18 protein-coding genes are annotated in these 19,947 nt (G+C 71.0%); 5 read left to right on the forward strand and 13 right to left on the reverse strand.

Annotation, left to right across the window (positions count from 1 at the left end):
- Nucleotides 1–124: 124 nt before the first annotated feature.
- Together dapC and fdxA are read right to left on the reverse strand one after the other, a co-directional pair.
- Nucleotides 125–1,228 (reverse strand): succinyldiaminopimelate transaminase, encoded by a 1,104-nt coding sequence (dapC, locus tag ABZ441_RS04420; RefSeq protein ID WP_358968215.1) that lies wholly within the window; start codon nt 1,226–1,228, stop codon nt 125–127.
- Between the two features lie 100 nt (nt 1,229–1,328).
- A complete protein-coding gene (fdxA, locus tag ABZ441_RS04425; protein ID WP_014154250.1) occupies nt 1,329–1,649 on the reverse strand; it encodes a ferredoxin in 321 nt (106 codons plus the stop codon).
- 117 nt (nt 1,650–1,766) lie between these two features.
- Here fdxA and ABZ441_RS04430 point away from each other — a divergent pair, with 117 nt between their 5' ends.
- The 3 genes from ABZ441_RS04430 (at nt 1,767) to ABZ441_RS04440 (ending at nt 5,776) form a co-directional block, all read left to right on the forward strand.
- Nucleotides 1,767–2,801 carry a GNAT family N-acetyltransferase gene (locus tag ABZ441_RS04430; protein WP_358968218.1) on the forward strand — a complete coding sequence of 345 codons (1,035 nt, stop codon included), beginning with the start codon at nt 1,767–1,769 and terminating at the stop codon, nt 2,799–2,801.
- Complete coding sequence (locus ABZ441_RS04435) at nt 2,798–3,649, forward strand: transglutaminase-like domain-containing protein (RefSeq protein WP_358968220.1); 852 nt, start codon at nt 2,798–2,800, stop codon at nt 3,647–3,649. Before ABZ441_RS04430 ends, ABZ441_RS04435 begins: the two co-directional genes overlap by 4 nt.
- A 336-nt stretch (nt 3,650–3,985) precedes the next feature.
- Nucleotides 3,986–5,776: a coagulation factor 5/8 type domain-containing protein gene (locus ABZ441_RS04440; RefSeq protein ID WP_358968222.1), complete on the forward strand. Its 1,791-nt coding sequence runs from the start codon at nt 3,986–3,988 to the stop codon at nt 5,774–5,776.
- 110 nt (nt 5,777–5,886) lie between these two features.
- On the opposite strand, the gene ABZ441_RS04445 is transcribed toward ABZ441_RS04440, so the two are convergent.
- The 5 genes from ABZ441_RS04445 to ABZ441_RS04465 all read right to left on the reverse strand — a co-directional run bounded on the left by ABZ441_RS04445 (nt 5,887) and on the right by ABZ441_RS04465 (nt 10,304).
- Nucleotides 5,887–6,324 (reverse strand): VOC family protein, encoded by a 438-nt coding sequence (locus ABZ441_RS04445; RefSeq protein ID WP_358968225.1) that lies wholly within the window; start codon nt 6,322–6,324, stop codon nt 5,887–5,889.
- Nucleotides 6,325–6,411: 87 nt separating this feature from the next.
- The gene (locus tag ABZ441_RS04450) at nt 6,412–8,241 is read right to left on the reverse strand and encodes a hypothetical protein (protein WP_358968228.1); all 1,830 of its coding nucleotides are present in this window, start codon (nt 8,239–8,241) and stop codon (nt 6,412–6,414) included.
- Between the two features lie 430 nt (nt 8,242–8,671).
- Entirely contained in the window at nt 8,672–9,133 is a 462-nt protein-coding gene (locus ABZ441_RS04455) for a DUF6113 family protein (RefSeq protein ID WP_358968231.1), read from the reverse strand.
- The gene (mshB, locus tag ABZ441_RS04460; protein WP_358968234.1) at nt 9,130–10,047 is read right to left on the reverse strand and encodes an N-acetyl-1-D-myo-inositol-2-amino-2-deoxy-alpha-D-glucopyranoside deacetylase; all 918 of its coding nucleotides are present in this window, start codon (nt 10,045–10,047) and stop codon (nt 9,130–9,132) included. The genes ABZ441_RS04455 and mshB overlap by 4 nt, the downstream gene beginning before the upstream one ends.
- Nucleotides 10,048–10,109: 62 nt before the next feature.
- Nucleotides 10,110–10,304, reverse strand: a complete 195-nt coding sequence (locus ABZ441_RS04465; RefSeq protein WP_014154257.1) for a hypothetical protein — start codon at nt 10,302–10,304, stop codon at nt 10,110–10,112.
- A 166-nt stretch (nt 10,305–10,470) separates the two neighbouring features.
- Between ABZ441_RS04465 and ABZ441_RS04470 the strand changes: the two genes are divergently transcribed.
- Nucleotides 10,471–12,597, forward strand: coding sequence for an alpha/beta fold hydrolase (locus ABZ441_RS04470; RefSeq protein ID WP_358968237.1), 2,127 nt, complete (start codon nt 10,471–10,473; stop codon nt 12,595–12,597).
- Nucleotides 12,598–12,604: 7 nt separating this feature from the next.
- On the opposite strand, the gene ABZ441_RS04475 is transcribed toward ABZ441_RS04470, so the two are convergent.
- From ABZ441_RS04475 to ABZ441_RS04500, 6 genes are all read right to left on the reverse strand, one after another.
- Entirely contained in the window at nt 12,605–12,871 is a 267-nt protein-coding gene (locus ABZ441_RS04475; RefSeq protein WP_358968240.1) for a hypothetical protein, read from the reverse strand.
- 397 nt (nt 12,872–13,268) lie between these two features.
- A complete protein-coding gene (locus ABZ441_RS04480) occupies nt 13,269–14,471 on the reverse strand; it encodes a dipeptide ABC transporter ATP-binding protein (protein WP_358968243.1) in 1,203 nt (400 codons plus the stop codon).
- Nucleotides 14,461–15,438, reverse strand: a complete 978-nt coding sequence (locus ABZ441_RS04485; RefSeq protein ID WP_358968246.1) for an ABC transporter ATP-binding protein — start codon at nt 15,436–15,438, stop codon at nt 14,461–14,463. Before ABZ441_RS04485 ends, ABZ441_RS04480 begins: the two co-directional genes overlap by 11 nt.
- A gap of 13 nt (nt 15,439–15,451) precedes the next feature.
- Complete coding sequence (locus ABZ441_RS04490) at nt 15,452–16,444, reverse strand: ABC transporter permease (RefSeq protein ID WP_358968248.1); 993 nt, start codon at nt 16,442–16,444, stop codon at nt 15,452–15,454.
- Nucleotides 16,437–17,360 carry an ABC transporter permease gene (locus ABZ441_RS04495; RefSeq protein WP_205018649.1) on the reverse strand — a complete coding sequence of 308 codons (924 nt, stop codon included), beginning with the start codon at nt 17,358–17,360 and terminating at the stop codon, nt 16,437–16,439. Before ABZ441_RS04495 ends, ABZ441_RS04490 begins: the two co-directional genes overlap by 8 nt.
- A 91-nt stretch (nt 17,361–17,451) precedes the next feature.
- Nucleotides 17,452–19,080, reverse strand: a complete 1,629-nt coding sequence (locus tag ABZ441_RS04500) for an ABC transporter substrate-binding protein (protein ID WP_358968251.1) — start codon at nt 19,078–19,080, stop codon at nt 17,452–17,454.
- A gap of 177 nt (nt 19,081–19,257) precedes the next feature.
- Here ABZ441_RS04500 and ABZ441_RS04505 point away from each other — a divergent pair, with 177 nt between their 5' ends.
- The gene (locus ABZ441_RS04505) at nt 19,258–19,878 is read left to right on the forward strand and encodes an AAA family ATPase (protein WP_358968254.1); all 621 of its coding nucleotides are present in this window, start codon (nt 19,258–19,260) and stop codon (nt 19,876–19,878) included.
- Nucleotides 19,879–19,947: the final 69 nt, after the last annotated feature.

Consider the following 19,947-nt stretch of genomic DNA (forward strand, 5'->3'; position numbering starts at 1 on the left):
GGGTGAGGCGCCACACGTCGCGAGGTTGCCTCTCCTTCGGCCTCGACGTGCGGTGCGAAGCTGTATGGACAAGCTCCTGTGTGCCCGGGACGGCTCCCGAGGCCCCCACGCGTTGCCGCGACGCCTAGGACAGCCGCTTGACCGCCGCGTCCACGCGCTCGTCCGAAGCCGTCAGCGCCACCCGCACGAAGCGGTCCCCGGCCGGCCCGTAGAAGTCGCCCGGCGCCACGAGGACGCCGAGCTCCGCGAGGTGCGCCACGGTCTCCCAGCACGGTTCGTCACGCGTGGCCCAGAGGTAGAGGCTCGCCTCGCTGTGCTCGATCCGGAAGCCGTGCGCCTCCAGCGCCGCCCGCAGGACCGTGCGCCGCCGCGCGTACCGCGCCCGCTGCTCCGCCACGTGCGTGTCGTCGCCCAGTGCCGCCACCGTGGCCGCCTGGACCGGGGCCGGCGTCATCATGCCGCCGTGCTTGCGGATCTGGAGCAGCTCACCGAGGACGGCCGCGTCACCCACGACGAAGGCCGCGCGGTAACCGGCGAGGTTGGAACGCTTGGAGAGCGAGTGGACGGCGACGATGCCCTCGTACGTGCCGCCGCAGACGTCCTCGTGGAGCACGGAGACGGGATCGGCCTCCCAGCCGAGCTCCAGGTAGCACTCGTCGCTGAACACCAGCACGCCGTGCTCGCGCGCCCAGGCGACGATCCGGGTCAGCTCGTCCTTCGGCAGGACACGGCCCGTCGGGTTGGACGGAGAGTTGAGCCAGAGCAGCTTCAGGCCCTCCGGGTCCAGCTCCGTCGGGTCGTCGTAGACGACGGGCTCCGCGCCGCAGAGCCGCGCGCCGACCTCGTACGTCGGGTAGGCGAGCCTCGGGTGGGCGACCTTGTCGCCCGCGCCGAGACCCAGCTGGGTCGGCAGCCAGGCGACCAGCTCCTTGGAGCCGACGACCGGCAGCACGTTCCCGTGTGTGACACCCACCGCGCCGAGCCTGCGCTCCGCCCAGCCGGCCAGGGCGTCCCGCAGCGCCTCGGTGCCCCACACCGTCGGGTATCCGGGGCTGTCCGCGGCGGCGGTCAGCGCCTGCTGGACGAGCTCGGGCACCGGGTCGACGGGCGTGCCGACCGACAGGTCCACGAGGCCGTCCGGATGGCCCGCGGCCGTCGCCTTGTAGGGCGCGAGCTTGTCCCACGGGAAGACCGGGAGGCGGGAGGAGACGGGAACTGCTGCGGACACGGAACTCTGCTTTCTCGTACGGGGGCGGGGCGCCCCGGGAAACACCTCGGTCCCGCACGGGGACGAGCCGTACGGGACCGGGCGGCGCGCGTGCGGCCGCTTACTGGTTCTGCGGCGGCAGCGCGGCGATGAACGCGTGGTCGCGCTCGATGAGACCCAGCTTGGAGGCGCCACCCGGGGAACCGAGGTCGTCGAAGAACTCGACGTTGGCCTTGTAGTAGTCCTTCCACTCCTCGGGGGTGTCGTCCTCGTAGAAGATGGCCTCGACCGGGCAGACCGGCTCACAGGCTCCACAGTCGACGCACTCGTCCGGATGGATGTACAAGGACCGTGAGCCCTCGTAGATGCAGTCGACGGGGCACTCTTCGATGCAGGCCTTGTCCTTCACGTCGACACAAGGCTGCGCGATGACGTAGGTCACGCTGTCGTTCCTCCTCGGTAGGGCGTTGGCTCTCGCGCGGGAGCGCGGCGTCGTCGATGCCCGCCCCTAGTATCTCCGTTCCGGGGCACGATCCGTACAGGAGGGGCAGACAGGGCTGTGGAATTCACCATGAGCGGACGGCTCGAAGTGCGCTTGACCCCCGCTGACGTGGGAAAACGAGTTTCCGTGCGATGCGTCGTCGGCACTCCGGCCGAGGGCGCGCGGCTCACCGACACGGTCGGCGTTCTCACATCGTGGGACGGCGGGGTGCTCTCCGTCACGACGAGGAGCGGCGAGGGCGTCCGCATCGCCGAATCCTCACTGGTCGCGGGCAAGACGGTGCCCCCCGCCCCGGCGCGCCGCCGCGGTCCCGCCGCGTCCTTCGCCGAACTCGCCCTGGTCACCGCACGTGCCTGGCAGCCCGTGGAGAGCGAACTCCTGGGCGAGTGGCGGCTGCGCGCGGCCGGCGGTTTCACCCGCCGCGCCAACTCCGTGCTGCCGCTCGGCGATCCGGGCCTTCCGCTCGGCGAGGCGCTCGGGCGTGTCCGGCGCTGGTACGCGGAACGGGGCCTGCCCGCCCGCGTGCAGACCGCCACGGGCGCCGAGGGCACGCAGGAGCGGCTCTGTGCGGGCCTGGAGGAGCACGGGTGGCGGCGTGAGGTGACGGCCGAGGTGCGGATCGCGGCCCTGGCACCGGTCGGCGACCTGGACCCGGACGTCTCCGCCGTACGGACGGGGCGGGAGACGGACGATGCCTGGCTCTCCCGGTACCAGCGTTCCGGGACCCCGGGCCCACACGTGCTGAAGGTGCTGGGCAGCGGCCCTTCGGTGTGGTTCGCCTCCGTGCCGGGCGACGGTCCGGACGGGACGCCGGCCGCGATCGGGCGCTGCGTGGTGGACGGCCGCTGGGCGGGCTTCATGGCCGTCGAGGTCGGCCCGGAGTACCGGCGCCGCGGCCTCGCCACGGCCGTCATGACCGCGCTGGCACGCAGGGCGCTGGAGGAAGGCGCCTCGGCCGCGTGGCTCCAGATGGAGGCGGACAATGAAGGTGCCCGTGCGCTGTACGACGGCATGGGCTTCACCACCCACCACCGCTACCACCACTTCCGCCCGGGTGGCGGGAACAGCAGCAGGGATACGGACAGCACATGAGCGTCGAGGATCGCGGCACGGCCGAGCGACGGCAGCGGTTCGCCGAGGAGGCGCGCGCCGAGCGGCCGGACGTCGCCCTGCTCTGCCTGCTGCTGGGCGCGGAGGCCACCCCACCGCTGCCCGGGAACGCGGATCCGTACGGCGTCGACGCGGCGCAGATCGAGCTCGACCGGCTGGCCGGCCTCCTGCCGTACGGCGCCCGCGGGGCCCGCGCATGGGCGTCGGCGCTCGCCGAACTGCTCGGCGAACGCTGCGGATTCGCCGGTGCCGCCCAGGACTACCAGCGGCTGGACTCCTCGCTGCTCCAACAGGTGCTGCGGCGTCGCAGGGGGCTGCCCATCCTGCTGTCCGTGGTCTGGACCGAGGTCGCGCGGAGGGCGGGGGCGCCCGTGTACGGGGTGGCTCTGCCGGGCCACTACGTGGTCGGTTTCGGCGATCCGGCGGAGCGGGTGCTGGCCGACCCCTTCGCAGGTGGCGCCCCGCTGAGCCCCGAGGACGCCGAGCTGATGGTGACGGGGGCGACCGGAGCACCGCCCGAGACGTCGACACCGGTGCCCGCCAGGCCGCTGGAGACGGTACTGCGGATCCTGAACAACGTCCGGGCCTGGGCGGCGGCACGCCCCGAGCGTACGGACGTGGCGCTGTGGGCGCTCGAGCTCTCCCTGCTGCTGCCCTCACACCCGGCCAGGCTCCGTTACGAGCGCGCCCAGCTCCTCGTGCAGCGCGGGGAGTTCCTGCGCGGGGCCGCGGAGATGGACGAGTACGCCGAGATCGTCGACACCTTCGAGCCGACGGCGGCCGAGGCCATCCGCCACCGCGCCCAGGCCGCCAGGGCGCTGCTCAACTAGCGACCGCGCCCGAGGCGGCGGGCCGGAGGCACCCGGGTCCGAGGCGCAGGAGCCTGTGAGCGGACCGGTCCCCGTAGCCAGGCACCCGGAACGGGGGATCGGCCGAGCGGTCACCCTGTGAACTCACGTGCGGTGCGATCTGCTGACGAACCGGCCCTTATGCCTCACCGCCGACGCCAGATGTTGCCCTTGTCGCAATCGAACGAGGCTCCTTCCGCACACCTCTTGACGTGTCCAGGACGACAGCGGTTACATCGGCAGCGCGAGAGAGAGCGCTCTCTCGCTTCTCTCAAGGTTCCGTCGTGCACCCGTACCACGACCCAGGAGACGTCATCCATGCAAGTTCCCCCCACACATCCCGCACCCCCCACCGCTCCTCGCCGACACCGTCGCTCCAGGGCGCTCGGATTCGCCGCGCTCGCCGTCTCGCTGCTCATGGCCTTCCCCACAGCCCAGTCGGCGTTCGGCGAAGAGGCCGAGGCGATCCCCGGCGGGGGCGATCTCGGCCCCAACGTGCTGGTCTTCGACCCCTCGACGCCCGACATCCAGGGCAAGGTCGACGAGATCTTCAAGAAGCAGGAGTCCGCGCAGTTCGGCAGCGACCGCTACGCGCTGATGTTCAAGCCCGGGACGTACGCCAACATCAACGCCCAGATCGGCTTCTACACCTCCATCGCCGGACTGGGCCTGAAGCCCGACGACACCACCTTCAACGGTGACGTCACCGTCGACGCCGGCTGGTTCGACGGCAACGCCACCCAGAACTTCTGGCGTTCGGCCGAGAACCTCGCCCTCAATCCCGTCAGCGGCACCAACCGCTGGGCCGTCTCCCAGGCAGCCCCCTTCCGCCGCATGCACGTCAAGGGCGGACTCAACCTCGCACCCGACGGCTACGGCTGGGCCAGCGGCGGCTACATCGCCGACAGCAAGATCGACGGCCAGGTCGGCCCCTACTCCCAGCAGCAGTGGTACACCCGCGACAGCTCCATCGGCGGCTGGGGCAACGGCGTCTGGAACATGACGTTCTCCGGCGTCGAGGGCGCACCCGCCCAGAGCTTCCCGGAACCGCCGTACACCACCCTGGACACCACCCCGGTCTCCCGCGAGAAGCCGTTCCTGTACCTCGACGGCGACGACTACAAGGTCTTCGTCCCCGCCAAGCGCACCAACGCACGGGGCGTCTCCTGGAACGGCACACCCCAGGGCGAGTCCATCGCCCTCGACCAGTTCTACGTGGTCAAGCCCGGCGCCACGGCGCAGACCATCAACGCCGCCGTGGACCAGGGCCTGCACCTGCTGTTCACCCCGGGCGTCTACCACGTCGACGAGCCCATCGAGATCAACCGCGCGAACACCGTCGCGCTGGGCCTCGGGCTCGCCACGATCATCCCGGACAACGGGGTGACCGCGATCAAGGTCGGCGACGTCGACGGCGTCAAGCTCGCCGGCCTCCTCGTCGACGCCGGAACGCAGAACTCCCCGGTCCTCGTCCAGGTGGGCCCCGAGGGCGCGTCGGCCGACCACTCGGCCAACCCGACCAGCCTCCAGGACGTCTTCGTCCGGGTCGGCGGCGCGGGAGCCGGCAAGGCGACCACCGGCATGGTGGTGAACAGCGACGACACGATCATCGACCACACCTGGCTCTGGCGCGCCGACCACGGCGACGGGGTCGGCTGGGAGACCAACCGGTCCGACTACGGGCTTCAGGTCAACGGCGACGACGTGCTGGCCACCGGCCTCTTCGTCGAACACTTCAACAAGTACGACGTCCGATGGTCCGGCGAGAACGGGAAGACGATCTTCTTCCAGAACGAGAAGGCGTACGACGCCCCCGACCAGGCCGCCATCCAGAACGGCGACATCAAGGGCTACGCCGGCTACAAGGTCGACGACTCCGTCACCACCCACGAGGGCTGGGGCATGGGCAGCTACTGCTTCTTCAACGTCGACCCGACCATCCGTCAGCAGCACGGCTTCCAGGCACCGGTGAAACCCGGGGTGAAGTTCCACGACCTGCTCGTCGTCTCCCTCGGCGGCAAGGGACAGTACGACCACGTCATCAACGACACCGGATCCCCCACTTCCGGTACGGACACCATTCCGTCCCAGGTCGTCTCGTTCCCGTAGCACCGGCAGCGCGGGGCCCGGTCACGCTCGTGGCCGGGCCCTGTCCCGTTCGTGGCCGGGCCCTGTCCCGTTCGTGGCCGGGCCCTGTCCCGTTCGGAGCAGGCGCCGGCTCAGAGCACGCAGAACTCGTGGCCCTCCGGATCGGCCATCACCACGTGGTCGGGCCGCCCCCGCAGTTCGTGCACCCGGATCACCGTGCCGCCGGCGGCCGTCAGCCGCTCCACCGCCCCGGCCACCCGGGGCCATCTGATCTCCCACGGGATCTCCCGGCCACCGCCCGCCTGCACATCGAGGTGCATCCGGTTCTTCGCCGTCTTCGGCTCCGGGACCTTGAGGAAGGACAGCCCAGGGCCCGTGCCGTCCGGGTCGGACAGGTAGGCGCCGTCGTCCCACTCCTCCTCCGGGACGTCGTGGTGGCTGAACCACTCCTCCCAGCTGCCGAAACCGACGGGTGGCGGCTTCTCCACGTACCCGAGCGCCGAGGCCCAGAAGGCTGCCAGTGATTTCGGGTGCGCGCAGTCGATCGTCAGGCTCCACCTGGTGGACACGGGCTCTTCCTCCTCTGCCGGGCCGTACGAAGCCGCCCCCGCCCGGAGATCCGGACAGGGGCGGCCGTACGGCGGTGACGGGGCCGGTCAGCCCTCGCCGTCCAGGTTGATCGAGACGGTGCGCTCGGCCGTCGTCCTGCCGAGCAGCGCGCCCTGCATGGCCTGGGCCACGTCGGTCGGGCTGACCTGGTGCTTCTGCCCGTCACCCTTGGTGATCATGATGCCGTCGAAGACACCGTCGAGCAGCTTGTCGATCGCTTCCCTGTCGTAGACCGCGACCAGCTTGCCGTCGACGGGCTTCATGGACAGGATCTGCGGCAGGGACCTCGCGGGTCCGAAGTCGATCTGCTTGGGCCCGGCCTTGATGGTGATCAGCCCGGACATCGCCGGCTCGGCGAACTCCTTCATCGCCCGGTCCAGTTCGGCCTTGGTGATGGTGGGTTCGGTGGCCGCCACCGGCAGTTCGACGACGGCCGGCTCGCCCGTCTGGACCTGCGCCCGGTAGGCGTCGCGTACGGAGATCAACGACCGGTTGACGTCCAGCGCCTTGCCCGCCTTGCCGGGGACGGCAACGGCCTTGCCGGGCAGGAACTTGATCGTGCCGTCGTTGGCGGAACCGGAGACGCCCGCCAGGTCGGACAGCGCGACCCCGAGCTTCTCCTCGTCGACCGGGATCACCGGGTCGGCGGAGCGTGCCCCGCCGAACAGGGAACCGATCACCGAGACCGGGTTGTAGTCGCTGCCCGCGGCGCCGCGGACGGTCTCCTGGCTGTCCAGGGTCAGACCGGCCTTGTCGGGGGCGAGCTCCTCCGCCTTGCCGTCCACGGTCAGCCGGAGAGGGCTCTGGGCCCGCTTGCCGAGGGCGGCGTCGAGCTTGGTGACCGCCTCCTCCTTCGTGCCGCCGCCGATGTCGACGCCGAGCACGGTGGTCCCCTTGGGGACCTCGGAGTGGTTCATCAGCAGGCCGGCTCCGTAGGCGACGCCGAACAGCACGACGACACCCGCACCCAGGAGGACCAGCTTGGAGCGGCCCTTCCGGGCGGGCGGGACGGCCTTCGGAGCGGGCCTGGGGGAAGGGGCGGGCGCCTGGGCGCGTTCGCCCGCCGGTCCGCCTCCCATCGGCCCCTCGGGCGGCCGGACCCCGCCGGGCCCTCCCGGGAACGGCGTGCGGGGCTCCGCGGGGATGACCGGGATTCCGCTCGTCAGCGTGTCGCCGGAGACGTTGCCGCCGGGGCCGGACCCGGGGGCCGGTGCGGGTGCCTGCGGCGTGAGGATCGCGGTGTCGTCCGACATCCGCGGAGGTACGCCGCCGGGGCCCCCCGGCCGGGGGCCGGACGGACTGCCGGGCGCCGGCAGGCCGGCCGCACCGGGAAGCCGGTCGAGGTTCGGCGTCAGGGACGAACTTCCGGTGGCCGGGCCGGTGGTGGGCCCGGAGGGACCGGAGCCGGGGCCGGCGGGCGGCCGCACGCCGGGGCCCGGCGCGGACCGCGGACCGGCGTCCAGGTCGTCGAGGGCGCTGCGGCCCGGACGGGGGGCGCCGCCCCTGTCGCCGGGCTGCTGCGGACCGTCCGGGAAGTACGGCGCGTCCGGACGGGACGGCGCCGGGTGCCCGGAATCCCGGCCCGCGCCGGAAGGACCGCCCGAAGAGGGACCACCGGGACCGGAGCCGGGCGTCCCCGCAGCCGCGGGCGCCGCACCGGCGCCGGGCGGAGGGGCCTTGCGCGGGGCGAACCAGTCGCTTCCGCTCTTCTCCCTGGCCGGCTTCTCGGACGGGGCCTCGGAGGCCGGGCCACCGTCACGCACGTCCGGGCCGGTGCCGGGAGCCCCGCCGGACGACGGCGCGGGTGCGCCGGGCCGCAGGGTACTGCCGGTCCGCTCGGAGGCCGGACGCCCGCCGGACGCATCCGTCTCACTCATCGGCGTACGCATGACGACGGGCGGGATCGGACGCGAGCCCGGGATGTTGATCCGGATACGCGTCGTCAGCGTCGTCTCTGTTCTGGGCTCCTCGGACCGAGGCGGATCCACAGGCTCCGGAGTGTCCTCCGGCCCGTCCTGAGACGGGTGCAGCGACGGATACTGGCGTGATCCGTACGGCGGCGTACCCGATGGGTACGCGGCTCCGCCGCGCCCCTGAGGCCCGGAGGACGAACTGTCAGTTTCACGACTCAAAGCAGGTTCTCCCGATTGGCTCCGCCGCCCGTACTTCCCCCGTGCCGCAGGCCAGGGGACGGCTCGGCGCGCGCACCACCATACTGGCCGCCACCGTAAGACTCTCCGCGCCCGGGGGGAACAAGAATGCACCCACCACCGCACGGAGGGGCAATCCGGGGGCGGACATACCACATCACGCGCCAGGCCGACCGGTGGCGTCGGCCGGATACGGCAGCCGCGACATCGTGGCACAGATCACAGCCGCGGCCATCCCTCCGAGCATGAAGAGGGCCAGGCCGATCTCCTCGCCGAAGACGTAGTCGCCCTCGGGCCGCCCGCCGAGGAGGACGATGACGGCGATGAACCATCCCACCGCGGGCACCAGCGCGCCGAGCTGCGTCCTGGTCAGCACCCGGCCGCCGTAGAACAGTCCCGCGGACGCGGCGAGCGCCAGCAGCAACCCGCCCGGGAACAGGGCCGCCTGGACGAGGGTGCCGGCGAGCCCGACGGCCGCGCCCAGCACCGCGAGACCCACGTACAGGGGAATCCGCCGGGGGTTAGGGGGCGCCGCGAGGCCGGACGGCTCGGGGCTCCTGGGCGGGGCGTTGGTGCGCGGAGACTCCGACGAGGCGCGCTGCCTCTGCCTGCCGCTCATGCCCGTGCCCCCGGTGCGAGGGGCTCTTCCGGCAGGCCGGCGAAGAGGTCGCGCTCCCTTTGGCCTTCCTCCACGCCCGGGGTGCCCCGAACCAACTCGTAGTACTCGGTGGTGAAAACGGGCTGCCCGAGGTCGTTCGAAAGAGCGAAGAACGTTCCGTCCACGGCGATCTGGGTGGCGTGTGCCCGCATCGCGGCGGTCTTCGCCCCGGCGTACGCCGTGCCGTCGATCTCCGTGGTGATCCCGGCGTCGTCCACGACACCGGGTACGTCGTCGATCGCGGCGATCCCGGGGAAGGCGTCGGCGGCGGTGTCCCTCAGCCGCGCGAAGGCGTCCTCGGCCACGGAGCGGGGCACCCGGTTCCAGTAGATCTTGGCGACGGTGTGCGGGGCTCCGGCTCCGGCGTCGTACGCGGGATCGGCGGCCAGGTCCGCCGCACGCGTCGCGACGCGGTGCGCCTGGATGTGGTCGGGGTGGCCGTAGCCGCCGTCGGGGTCGTACGTCACCAGGACCTGGGGGCGCAGGGACCGGATCACCCCCACGAGGTGGCCGGCCGCCTCGTCGACGTCGGCGGCCCAGAAGGCACCCGGCCGGTGGTTCTGCTCCGTGCCCGTCATCCCGGAGTCGTGGAACCGGCCGGGACCGCCCAGGAAGCGGTGGTCGGTGACCCCGAGCTTCCGCATGGCGGCTTCGAGTTCACCCGCGCGGTGTTCGCCCAGGCCGCCCTCCCGGTCCGCTGCGAGATGCGCGAGACCGGGCGGGATGACCTCACCCTCCTCGCCGAGGGTGCACGTCACCAGGGCGACGTGGGCGCCCTCGGCCGCGTATCTGGCCATGGTGGCGCCGTTGATGATCGACTCGTCGTCGGGGTGGGCGTGCACCAGGAGCAGACGGCGGGCGGGAAGGTCCTTCATGGGACCACCCTACGAGCAGGCGGCCCCACGGACCGAACGCCCACGGTGTTCCGGGGCGCCCGTCAGAACTTGATCCCCCCGATCATGCCTGCCACGTTCGACGTCACCTCCGAGATGGTCGGGGCGATCGACGAGCTCGCGAGGTAGAACCCCAGCAACATGCAGACCACCGCGTGTCCGCCCTTCAGTCCGGATTTCCGGATCAGCAGGAAGACGACGATCGCCAGCAGCACCACCGCCGAAATCGAGAGTGCCACGGCGGTTCACCTCCATCAGTACGGTCGGGACGGGCAGCACACATGGAGCCAGCGGGTTCTTACCCACCGAGCGCTACGGATCATAACTATCCGTGCCGACGCATTGATCGGGGCACAGCAGCACGAGGGGCGCACGGACCGCCCGCCGAGGGCTAGGTTCGGTGCCATGACCTCGCAGAAGCTGTCTTTTCCCCGCCAGCACGCCCGGACCCAGAGGTTCACTCTCGGCGCACCGCGGGCTTTCACCGTCTCACCGGATGGGACGCGGGTGCTCTTCCTCCGCTCGTCCTCCGGCAGCGACCGGGCGACTCGGCTGATGGTGCTGGACACCACCACGGGAGAGGAGCGGGTCGCCGCCGATCCCGTGGCCCTGCTGGGTGGTTCGGTGGAGAAGCTGTCGCCGCAGGAGCGGGCGCGGCGCGAGCGGACCCGGGAGGGTTCGGCGGGCATCGTGGGCTACTCGGTGGACGACGCGGCCGAGTTGGCCGCCTTCGCCCTCTCCGGAAAGGCGTACGTCGCCGAGCTGAGGGCGGGCACGGCGCGCGCCCTGCCGGTGCCGGGCCCGGTGATCGATCCCCGCCCCTCCCCCGACGGCCGGCACATCGCCTACGTCGCGCGGGGCACGCTGCGCGTCGTGGGGGCGGAGGGAGACGGTGACCGGCCGGTCGCCGAACCGGAGGACGCCCACACCTCGTACGGCCTCGCGGAGTTCATCGCGGCCGAGGAGATGAGCCGCTACCGCGGTTTCTGGTGGTCGCCGGACTCGGACCGCCTGCTGGTCGCGCGGGTCGACGACAGCGCCGTACAGCGGTGGTGGATCGCCGATCCCGCGCACCCCGGGAACAAGCCCGCGGAGGTGCGCTATCCGGCGGCGGGAACGGCCGACGCGGAGGTGCGGCTCTTCGTGACCGACCTGGACGGGAACCGCACGGAGGTGGTCTGGGACCGGTCCCGCTTCCCCTATCTGGCGCGGGTGCACTGGTCCTCGCACGGCGCCCCGCTGCTGCTGGTGCAGGCCCGTGACCAGCGCAGCCAGCGGTATCTGGCCGTCGACACCGAGAGCGGCGCGACCCGCACGGTGCACGTCGACGAGGACGACGTCTGGCTCGACCTCTTCGCCGGGGTGCCCGCCTGGGCGCCCGACGGTCAGCTCGTACGGGTCGCCGACGAGGGGGGCGCACGCGTGCTCTCGGTCGGGGACAGGCCGCTGACCGGCGGCCGGCTGCACATCCAGGCGGTCCTGGACGTCGGGGAGTCGGACATCCTGGTGCAGGCCGTCGCGGGCGAGGACGCCGCGGACCCGGAGACCGGGCAGAGCCATGTGTACCGGGTCAACGAGCTGGGCGTGGAGCGCGTCAGCGAGGGCGTCGGGGTCCACTCCGCGGTGCGCGGGGGCGGCGTGACGGTGCTGGTGTCGGCTTCTCCGGAGTACCCGGGAACGGCCGTACAGGTACTGCGTGACGGCAAGCGGATCGCCACCGTGGCGAACCTCGCCCAGGAGCCGGTCCTGACCGCGAGGGTCCGGCTGACAGAGGGGGGCGCACGGCGGATTCCGTGCGCCGTGTTGCTCCCCACCGGCTACAGGGAATCAGACGGGCCGCTTCCGGTCCTGATGGATCCGTACGGCGGCCCGCACGGACGCCGGGTGGTCGCCGCCCACAACGCGCATCTCACGTCGCAGTGGTTCGCGGACCACGGTTTCGCCGTGGTCGTCGCGGACGGCCGGGGCGCGCCGGGACGTTCGCCCGGCTGGGAGAAGGCGGTCCGGGACGATTTCACCCTCACACTCGACGACCAGGTCGAGGCGCTGCACGCGCTGGCCGCCCGCTTCCCCCTGGACCTCTCGAAGGTGGCGATGCGCGGCTGGTCGTACGGCGGCTACCTCTCCGCCCTCGCGGTGCTGCGGCGCCCCGACGTCTTCCACGCGGCCGTCGTCGGCGCGCCGGTGACGGACTGGCGGCTCTACGACACCCACTACACCGAGCGCTATCTCGGCGACCCGGCGAAGCAGCCCGAGGTGTACGCCCGCAGCTCCCTGGTGACCGACGAGGGGCTCTCCGGACCCGCCGGCGTGGCACGGCCCATGATGATCGTCCACGGAATGGCCGACGACAACGTGGTGGTCGCCCACGCGCTGAAGCTCTCGTCCGCGCTGCTGTCCGCCGGACGCCCTCACGAGGTCCTGCCGCTGAGCGGGGTGACGCACATGACGCCACAGGAACAGGTCGCCGAGAATCTGCTGCTGCTCCAGGTGGACTTCCTCAGGCGGTCCCTGGGGCTGCCCCGGCCGTAGGGCCTGGCTACCAGCCGGGCGGCGGGGACGCGGGCTGCGGCGGGGTGCCTGCGCCGCCGCCCGGCGGCCGGCCGTGGCCGGGCGGAGCGCTCGGCGGGTACCCGTAGCCCTGCGGGTAGCCGTAGCCCGTGGCTCCGCCCCAGGGTGAGCCGATGGTCCAGACGCCCGGCAGCCGCAGGACGAGCGTGACCAGTCCGGTGGCCACCAGCGCGGACGCGGCGACAGGGGAGCGCAGCGCGGCGATCAGGGCGAGCACGTGGACGACGAGGAGCATGGGATCGGCCTGCGGGGTGGCGGGCTGCTTCTTCGGCCATCCGTCCGAGTAACCGGCCCGGTAACGCAGCAGCGAGCGGATCGCCGACGGCCCGCAGATCCCGCACGATCCAGCCCGCGACGACGGCCGCGAGCACGGCGCAGAGCACCGCTCCGGTGACTCCGGCTCCCCGTGTGAGTATCACCCCAGCGATACTCCACCGCGGTCCGCCGATGGACAAGGGGACCTGTGGGGCGGCGGGGTGGGAAACCGGCCGGGGCGACGTGATGAACGCCCCGGCCGGTTCACGGCACCCGCACGGCCGTACGTTCACCATGGTGGGACGTTCGTATATCGGCGTGGCGACGGTCGAGTTGCCTGTGTGTTAACGGATCTGAGGCCCGTTCACCAGCCCTCGTCAGCCGGGATCCGGCCCTTCGGGATCCCCTTCGCCCGGGGACGACGGCGGCGGCTCCTCGTCCTCGGGCGTCTCCCGAAGCCCTTCCGGCGGCACCACCTGCTTCTCCTCGGCGAAGTGGCAGGCCGAGTCGTGCCGGGCCGGTGTCTCCGATTCCCGGAAGACCGCCGGTACGGCCAGCAGCGGCACCTCGAGCCGGCACCGCTCCTGCGCCTTCCAGCAGCGGGTGCGGAAGCGGCAGCCGGACGGGATGTTCGCCGGGGAGGGCACGTCTCCGTGCAGGATGATCCGTTCGCGGTGCTCACGGGCCGTCGGGTCGGGCACCGGGACGGCCGACAGCAGGGCCTGGGTGTACGGGTGCGTCGGGTGGTCGTAGATCTCCTCGTCCGTGCCGATCTCGACGATGCGGCCGAGGTACATGACGCCGACCCGGTCCGAGATGTGCCGGACGATGGACAGGTCGTGCGCGATGAACAGGAAGCTCAGGTCGAATTCGGCCTGCAGCCGGTCCAGCAGGTTGACGACCTGGGCCTGGACCGACACGTCGAGCGCGGAGACCGGCTCGTCCGCGACGATGATCTCCGGGTTGAGCGCGAGGCCGCGTGCGATCCCGATGCGCTGGCGCTGGCCGCCGGAGAACTGGTGCGGATAGCGGTTGATGTACTCCGGGTTCAGACCGACGACGTCGAGCAGGTCCTGGACCTTCCGCAGCCGGCTCCCCTTGGGCGCCACCTCGGGGTGGATCTCGTAGGGCTCCCCGATGATGTCGCCGACCGTCATCCGGGGGTTCAGCGAGGTGTACGGGTCCTGGAACACCATCTGGATGTTGCGGCGCACGGCCTTCAGCGCGCGGCCGGACAGCTTCGTGACGTCCTCGCCCTTGTAGCGGATCACGCCCCCCGTCGGAGGCTCGAGGTGCACGAGCATCTTGGCGACGGTCGACTTGCCGCAGCCGGACTCCCCCACGATGCCGAGCGTCTCGCCGGCCGCCAGGTCGAAGTCCACGCCGTCGACGGCCTTGACCGAACCGACCTGCTTCTTGAAGAGGATGCCCCTGGTCAGCGGGTAGTGCTTGACCAGGCCGCGCACCTCCAGGATCGGGTCCCCCCCGGCGTACGGCTTCGTACGGCCCGCCTCCCGCGCCTCGGAGAGCAGCGTGGAGCCCCCCGCGGCGTCCTCGCGTCCGGTGTCCTCAGCGTGCATCGAGCGTCTCCTTCCAGAAGTGGCAGGCGCTCCGGCGTTCCTCGTCCACGGTGTAGAGCGGCGGCACGTCCGTGCGGCACACGGCCTGGGCCATGGGGCAGCGCGGGTGGAAGGCGCAGCCGGGCGGGATGTGGAGCAGGTTGGGCGGCAGCCCCTTCACCGCGTACAGCTCCCCGCCCTTCTGGTCCAGCCGGGGGATCGAACGGAGCAGGCCCTTGGTGTACGGGTGGGCGGGCGCCCTGTAGATCGCGTGCACGGGCGAGGTCTCCACGATCCGGCCGGCGTACATCACCGCGATCTTGTCGGCGACGTCGGCGACCACGCCGAGGTCGTGGGTGATGAGGATGAGCCCCATGTTGAGCTCGCGCTGGAGTTCGGCGAGGAGGTCCATCACCTGGGCCTGGACGGTCACGTCGAGGGCGGTGGTGGGTTCGTCCGCGATGATCAGCGACGGCTCGAGCGCCATCGCCATGGCGATCATGATGCGCTGGCGCATGCCGCCGGAGAACTGGTGCGGGTAGTCACCGACCCGCTCCCGGGCGGCGGGGATGCGCACCCGGTCCATCAGCTCGATGGCTTTGGCCCTGGCGTCCCCCCGGGACATCCCGCGGTGCACGACGAACATCTCGCCGAGCTGCTGGCCGACGCTCAGCACCGGGTTCAGCGAGGACAGGGCGTCCTGGAAGATCATGGCCATCTCCTGGCCACGGATCCTGCGGCGCTCCTCGGGCTTGAGCTTCAGCAGGTCGCGGTCCCGGAAGAGGATCTCGCCCCCGCTGATCCTTCCCGGCGGCATGTCGAGGATGCCCATGACCGCCTGGGCGGTGACGGACTTGCCCGAGCCGGACTCCCCGAGGACGGCGAGCGTCTCGCCCTCGGCCACCGAGTAGTTGACCCCGTTGACAGCCTTGGCCACGCCGTCCCGGGTGTGGAACTCCACGTGCAGATCGCGCACTTCGAGCAACATGGCAGCGGGCTCCTCAGCGCAGCTTGGGGTCGAGGGCGTCGCGCACCGCGTCGCCGAGCATGATGAACGCGAGCACGGTCACGGCCAGCGCGCCGGCGGGCCACAACAGCATATGCGGCGCGTTACGGACGTACTGGGAGGCAGCGGAGATGTCGATGCCCCAGGAGACGGCCGGCGGTTTCAGGCCGACCCCGAGATAGGAGAGGGTCGCCTCCAGCGAGATGTACGTCCCCAGGGCGATGGTCGCGACGACGATGACGGGGGCGATGGCGTTGGGCGTGATGTGGCGCAGCATCATCCGCGAGTTGGAGGCTCCCAGCGCCCTGGCGGCCTGGACGTAGTCGTTCTGCTTGGCCGTGATGACGGAGCCGCGTGAGATACGGGCGATCTGGGGCCAGCCCAGCAGCACGATGAAGCCGATCACCGGCCAGACGGTGGAGCTGGTGACGACGGACAGGAAGACCAGGCCCCCGAGGACCACGGGGATACCGAAGAAGACGTCCGTGATGCGGGAGAGCACGGCGTCCCACACCCCGCCGAAGAAGCCGGCGAGACCGCCCAGTACGCCGCCGAGCAGCGAGACTCCGAGGGTGGACAGGACACCGACGGTCACCGAGGTCCGCGCGCCGTAGACGGTGCGGGTGTAGACGTCGCAGCCCTGTCCGTCGTAGCCGAAGGGGTGCCCGGGCTGGGAGCCCTCCTGGGCCTTGGCGAGGTCGCAGTCGAGCGGGTCCTGGTCGGTGATCAGCGACGGCCAGATCGAGATGATCACCAGGAAGAGGATGACCAGCCCGGAGACGATGAAGACGGGGTTGCGGCGCAGGTCGCGCCAGGCGTCGGACCACAGGCTGCGCGGCTTGCCGGCGGGCCCGGTGCCGTCCGGACCGCCGGGCGTCTTCTCCAGTGTGGTGCCCTCGTCGACGGCGAGGTCCATGGCCCCGCCCGCTCCGGCCCCCGAGATCGCTCCGTTGCCCGTCGTCCCGTCCCACGGCTTCTGCTCAGGCATAGCGGATCCTCGGGTCGAGTACGGCGTACAGGAGGTCGACGATCAGGTTCGCCGCCAGGAAGACGAGGACCAGGACGGTGACGAACCCGACGACGGTCTGGGAGTTCTGGCGCAGGATGCCCTGGTAGAGCTGGTAGCCGACCCCGTGGATGTTGAAGATCCGCTCGGTGACGATCGCCCCGCCCATCAGGGCACCCACGTCGGTTCCGATGAAGGTGACCACGGGGATGAGGGAGTTGCGCAGCAGGTGCCGCACGACCACCCGCCGCCGGGGCAGCCCCTTGGCGACGGCGGTGCGGACGTAGTCGGCGCGTGCGTTCTCGGCGATCGAGGTCCGGGTGAGCCGGGTGACGTAGGCCAGGGACACGGACGCCAGGACCAGCCCGGGGACGATGAGCTCGTCGAGCGGTGCCTCGGAGGAGACGGACGGCTTGATGATGCCCCACTCCACGCCGAGGAGGAGCTGGAGCAGGAGGCCGGTGACGAAGGTCGGTACGGCGATGACGACCAGGGTCAGGATCAGCACGGAGGTGTCGACGGGCCGGCCGCGGCGCAGTCCGGTGACGACGCCGAGGCTGATGCCGATGACGATCTCGAACACGATCGCGACGATGGTCAGCCGGATGGTGATGGGGAAGGCGGTGGCCATCAGTTCGGTGACCTTCTGCCCGTTGAAGGCCGTGCCGAAGTCACCGGTGAAGATGTTGCCCATGTAGGTCAGGTACTGCTGCCAGACCGGCTTGTCGAGGCCGAACTCGGTGCGCAGCTGGGCGGCGGTCGCCGGGTCGCACTGGCGGTCACCGCAGAGGCCCGCGATGGGGTCGCCCATCACGTTCACCATGAGGAAGATCAGCAGCGTGGTGCCGAAGAAGACGGGGATCATCTGCAGCAGCCGCCGGATCACATAACGTCCCATGAGGGGCTCCGGGGGTCGGGGCGAGCGGGCGGACGGACCGGAAAGCCGGGGGCCGGTGCGGGACGCCGCACCGGCCCCCGGCTTCAGGGGGTCACTTGACCTTGATCTGGTCGTACACCGGGACGCTGAAGGGGTTCAGCGAGACGTTCTCGACCCTGTCCGAATAGCCCGCGCTGCCGTTCTGGTACCAGAGCGGGATGACGGGCATCTGGTCGACGAGGACCTTCTCGGCGTCCTGGAAGGTGGTGACGGCCTTGGCCTTGTCGCTCTCCGCGTTGGCCTTGTCGACCAGGTCGTCGAACTTCTGGTCGCTCCACTTGCCGTCGTTGGACGGGGCGTTGGTGTAGTAGAGCGGCTGCAGGAAGTTCTGGATGAGCGGGTAGTCCATCTGCCAGCCCGCACGCCAGGCCCCGGTCAGCTTCTGCGTGGAGACCTGGCTGCGGAAGTCGGCGAAGGTACCGACGGGCCCGCCGACGCACGCCTTGTTGTTCCCCATGACGTTGTTGATGCTGTTGCAGACCGCGTCGACCCACTCCTTGTGGGAGCCGGTGTCCGCGTTGTACGAGATCTTCAGCTGGCCGCCGGGGATGCCGCCGCCCTCCTGGATCAGCTTCTTGGCCTCCGCCTTGTCGTACTCGCACGCGGAGCCGCAGAGTCCCTTCTTGAAGCCGCCCTCCTCACCGAGGACCGGGGAGGTCCAGTCGGAGGCGGGGGTGCGGGTCTTCTGGAAGATCTGGTTGGTGATCTGGTCGCGGTTGATCGCCATCGACAGGCCCTGGCGGACCTTGACCGCGTCGGGGGTGTCCCATGCCTTCTCGTAGAACGGGAAGGCGAGCGTCTGGATGATGCCGGCGGGTGTGTTGATGTACCGGTCGCCCAGGTCGGCCTTCACGTTCTTGAGCTGCGCCGCCGGGACGTCGTCGACCAGGTCGAGGTTGCCCGCGGTCAGGTCGGTGTAGGCGGTGTTGTTGTCGGTGTAGACCTTGAGGTCGATGCCGCCGTTCTGCGCCTTGTCGGAGCCGGGGTAGTCGTCCCACCGGCGCAGGTTCATCGAGGAGCCCTTGGCGTACTGGTCGATCGTGTAGGGACCGTTGCCGATCGGCTTGGAGAGCCAGGCGTCGTGGTCGGAGTAGAAGGCCTTGGGCAGCGGCACGAAGGCCGCGTAGCCGAGGGTGTCGGGCCAGAGCGAGAACTTCTGCGACAGCTTGGCCGTGAAGGTCGTGCCGTTGACCACCTTGAGGCCGGAAAGGGTGCCGGCGGTCGCGCTGCCGGACTCGGGGTGGACCTTGTCGTAGCCGTCGATGTACTGGAAGAAGTAGGCGTTCTTCTGGTTGTTCTTCAGCGCGGCGCCGTAGTTCCACGCGTCGACGAAGGACTTCGCGGTGATCTTCTCACCGTTGCTGAAGGTCCAGTTGTCCTTGATCGTGATGGTGAAGTTCTGGGAGTCGGTCGACTCGATCTTCTCGGCGATCTCGTTCTGGGCCTCGCCCGTCTTGGGGTCGTACCGCACGAGCCCCCGGAAGACCATGTCGAGGACCTTGCCGCCCTGCACCTCGTTGGTGTTCGCCGGCTCCAGCGGGTTCTGCGGATCGCCCCAGGACGAGCTCACGATCCCGTCGGCGCCACCGCCACCGCCGCTGTCCCCTCCACCGCAGGCCGTGGCCGTCAGGGCGACGGCTGCGGCACATGCGGCCCACCTGGCTCGTGTGGCTCCGCGCATGGAGTGCCTCCTAGGTGTCCCTTGAGTTGCCCAATGCCCCATATCACCCCATCAGCCATTCCGTCGCACGTTCACTACGGCCGTCCGTGGCGCCCGGGGCCGAGGGGACCCCGAAGAGGGCTGCCGGTCCCCTGCGAAACTGTGGCGGTCCGGCATCGGCGAACAGCGGGGGCACACATGACGGCACGTCCGGAGCACGGGACACCGGCCGGCGGCTTGATCATCTTCTTGAACGGCACCTCGAGCTCCGGCAAGTCGAGCATCGCCCGGGAGCTTCTCGGCGTCCTCGGCGAGACGTACTTCCACATGCCGGTGGACGCCTTCCACGCCATGCGCCGGGGCCCCGAGCTCCCCCGCGACGAGCTCGCCGCCATGCTCGAACGCACCTGGAGAGGATTCCACCGGGCGGTCGCCGGCATGGCCGCGGCAGGGAACAACATCGTGGTCGATCACGTCTTCAGCGAGCCGTGGCGCCTCCATGACTGCCTCGGCCTCTTCACCCCCCGCGACGTCGTCCTCGTCGGGGTCCACTGCTCCCTGCCCGAGCTGGAACGGCGCGAGCGGGCTCGGGGCGATCGCCCGGCAGGACTGGCCGCCCGGCAGTTCGACCGCGTCCACGCCCACGGCATCTACGACGTCGAGTGCGACACCGGGTGGGCGAGTGCCTCGGAGTGCGCCCGGCGGATCGCGGAGTTCCTTCCCGGGCGGCCGCGCCCGACCGCGTTCGAGCGGATGAGGGCGGAGCCGGGCCCACCGCCACCGGGGGCACCGGGGCCGCTCCGGGCAGGAACGCCGTAGCCGCGAACGCGTCCGGGGGGCCGGGACGCCTGAAGCGTCCCGACCCCCCGGACCTGCGACCGGAGCCTA

The sequence above is a fragment of the Streptomyces sp. NPDC005752 genome (assembly GCF_040630715.1).
GTDB lineage: Bacteria > Actinomycetota > Actinomycetes > Streptomycetales > Streptomycetaceae > Streptomyces.

Bases quoted from the DNA above. Each gene is read 5' to 3' on its own strand.
- ABZ441_RS04470 (WP_358968237.1), top strand. From the start codon at position 10,471: ATGACCTCGCAGAAGCTGTCTTTTCCCCGCCAGCACGCCCGGACCCAG.
- ABZ441_RS04495 (WP_205018649.1), bottom strand. From the start codon at position 17,360: ATGGGACGTTATGTGATCCGGCGGCTGCTGCAGATGATCCCCGTCTTC.
- ABZ441_RS04500 (WP_358968251.1), bottom strand. From the start codon at position 19,080: ATGCGCGGAGCCACACGAGCCAGGTGGGCCGCATGTGCCGCAGCCGTC.
- ABZ441_RS04450 (WP_358968228.1), bottom strand. From the start codon at position 8,241: ATGAGTGAGACGGATGCGTCCGGCGGGCGTCCGGCCTCCGAGCGGACC.
- ABZ441_RS04435 (WP_358968220.1), top strand. From the start codon at position 2,798: ATGAGCGTCGAGGATCGCGGCACGGCCGAGCGACGGCAGCGGTTCGCC.
- mshB (WP_358968234.1), bottom strand. From the start codon at position 10,047: ATGAAGGACCTTCCCGCCCGCCGTCTGCTCCTGGTGCACGCCCACCCC.
- ABZ441_RS04505 (WP_358968254.1), top strand. From the start codon at position 19,258: ATGACGGCACGTCCGGAGCACGGGACACCGGCCGGCGGCTTGATCATC.
- ABZ441_RS04475 (WP_358968240.1), bottom strand. From the start codon at position 12,871: ATGCTCCTCGTCGTCCACGTGCTCGCCCTGATCGCCGCGCTGCGCTCC.
- ABZ441_RS04480 (WP_358968243.1), bottom strand. From the start codon at position 14,471: ATGCACGCTGAGGACACCGGACGCGAGGACGCCGCGGGGGGCTCCACG.
- ABZ441_RS04490 (WP_358968248.1), bottom strand. From the start codon at position 16,444: ATGCCTGAGCAGAAGCCGTGGGACGGGACGACGGGCAACGGAGCGATC.
- ABZ441_RS04440 (WP_358968222.1), top strand. From the start codon at position 3,986: ATGCAAGTTCCCCCCACACATCCCGCACCCCCCACCGCTCCTCGCCGA.
- ABZ441_RS04455 (WP_358968231.1), bottom strand. From the start codon at position 9,133: ATGAGCGGCAGGCAGAGGCAGCGCGCCTCGTCGGAGTCTCCGCGCACC.
- ABZ441_RS04485 (WP_358968246.1), bottom strand. From the start codon at position 15,438: ATGTTGCTCGAAGTGCGCGATCTGCACGTGGAGTTCCACACCCGGGAC.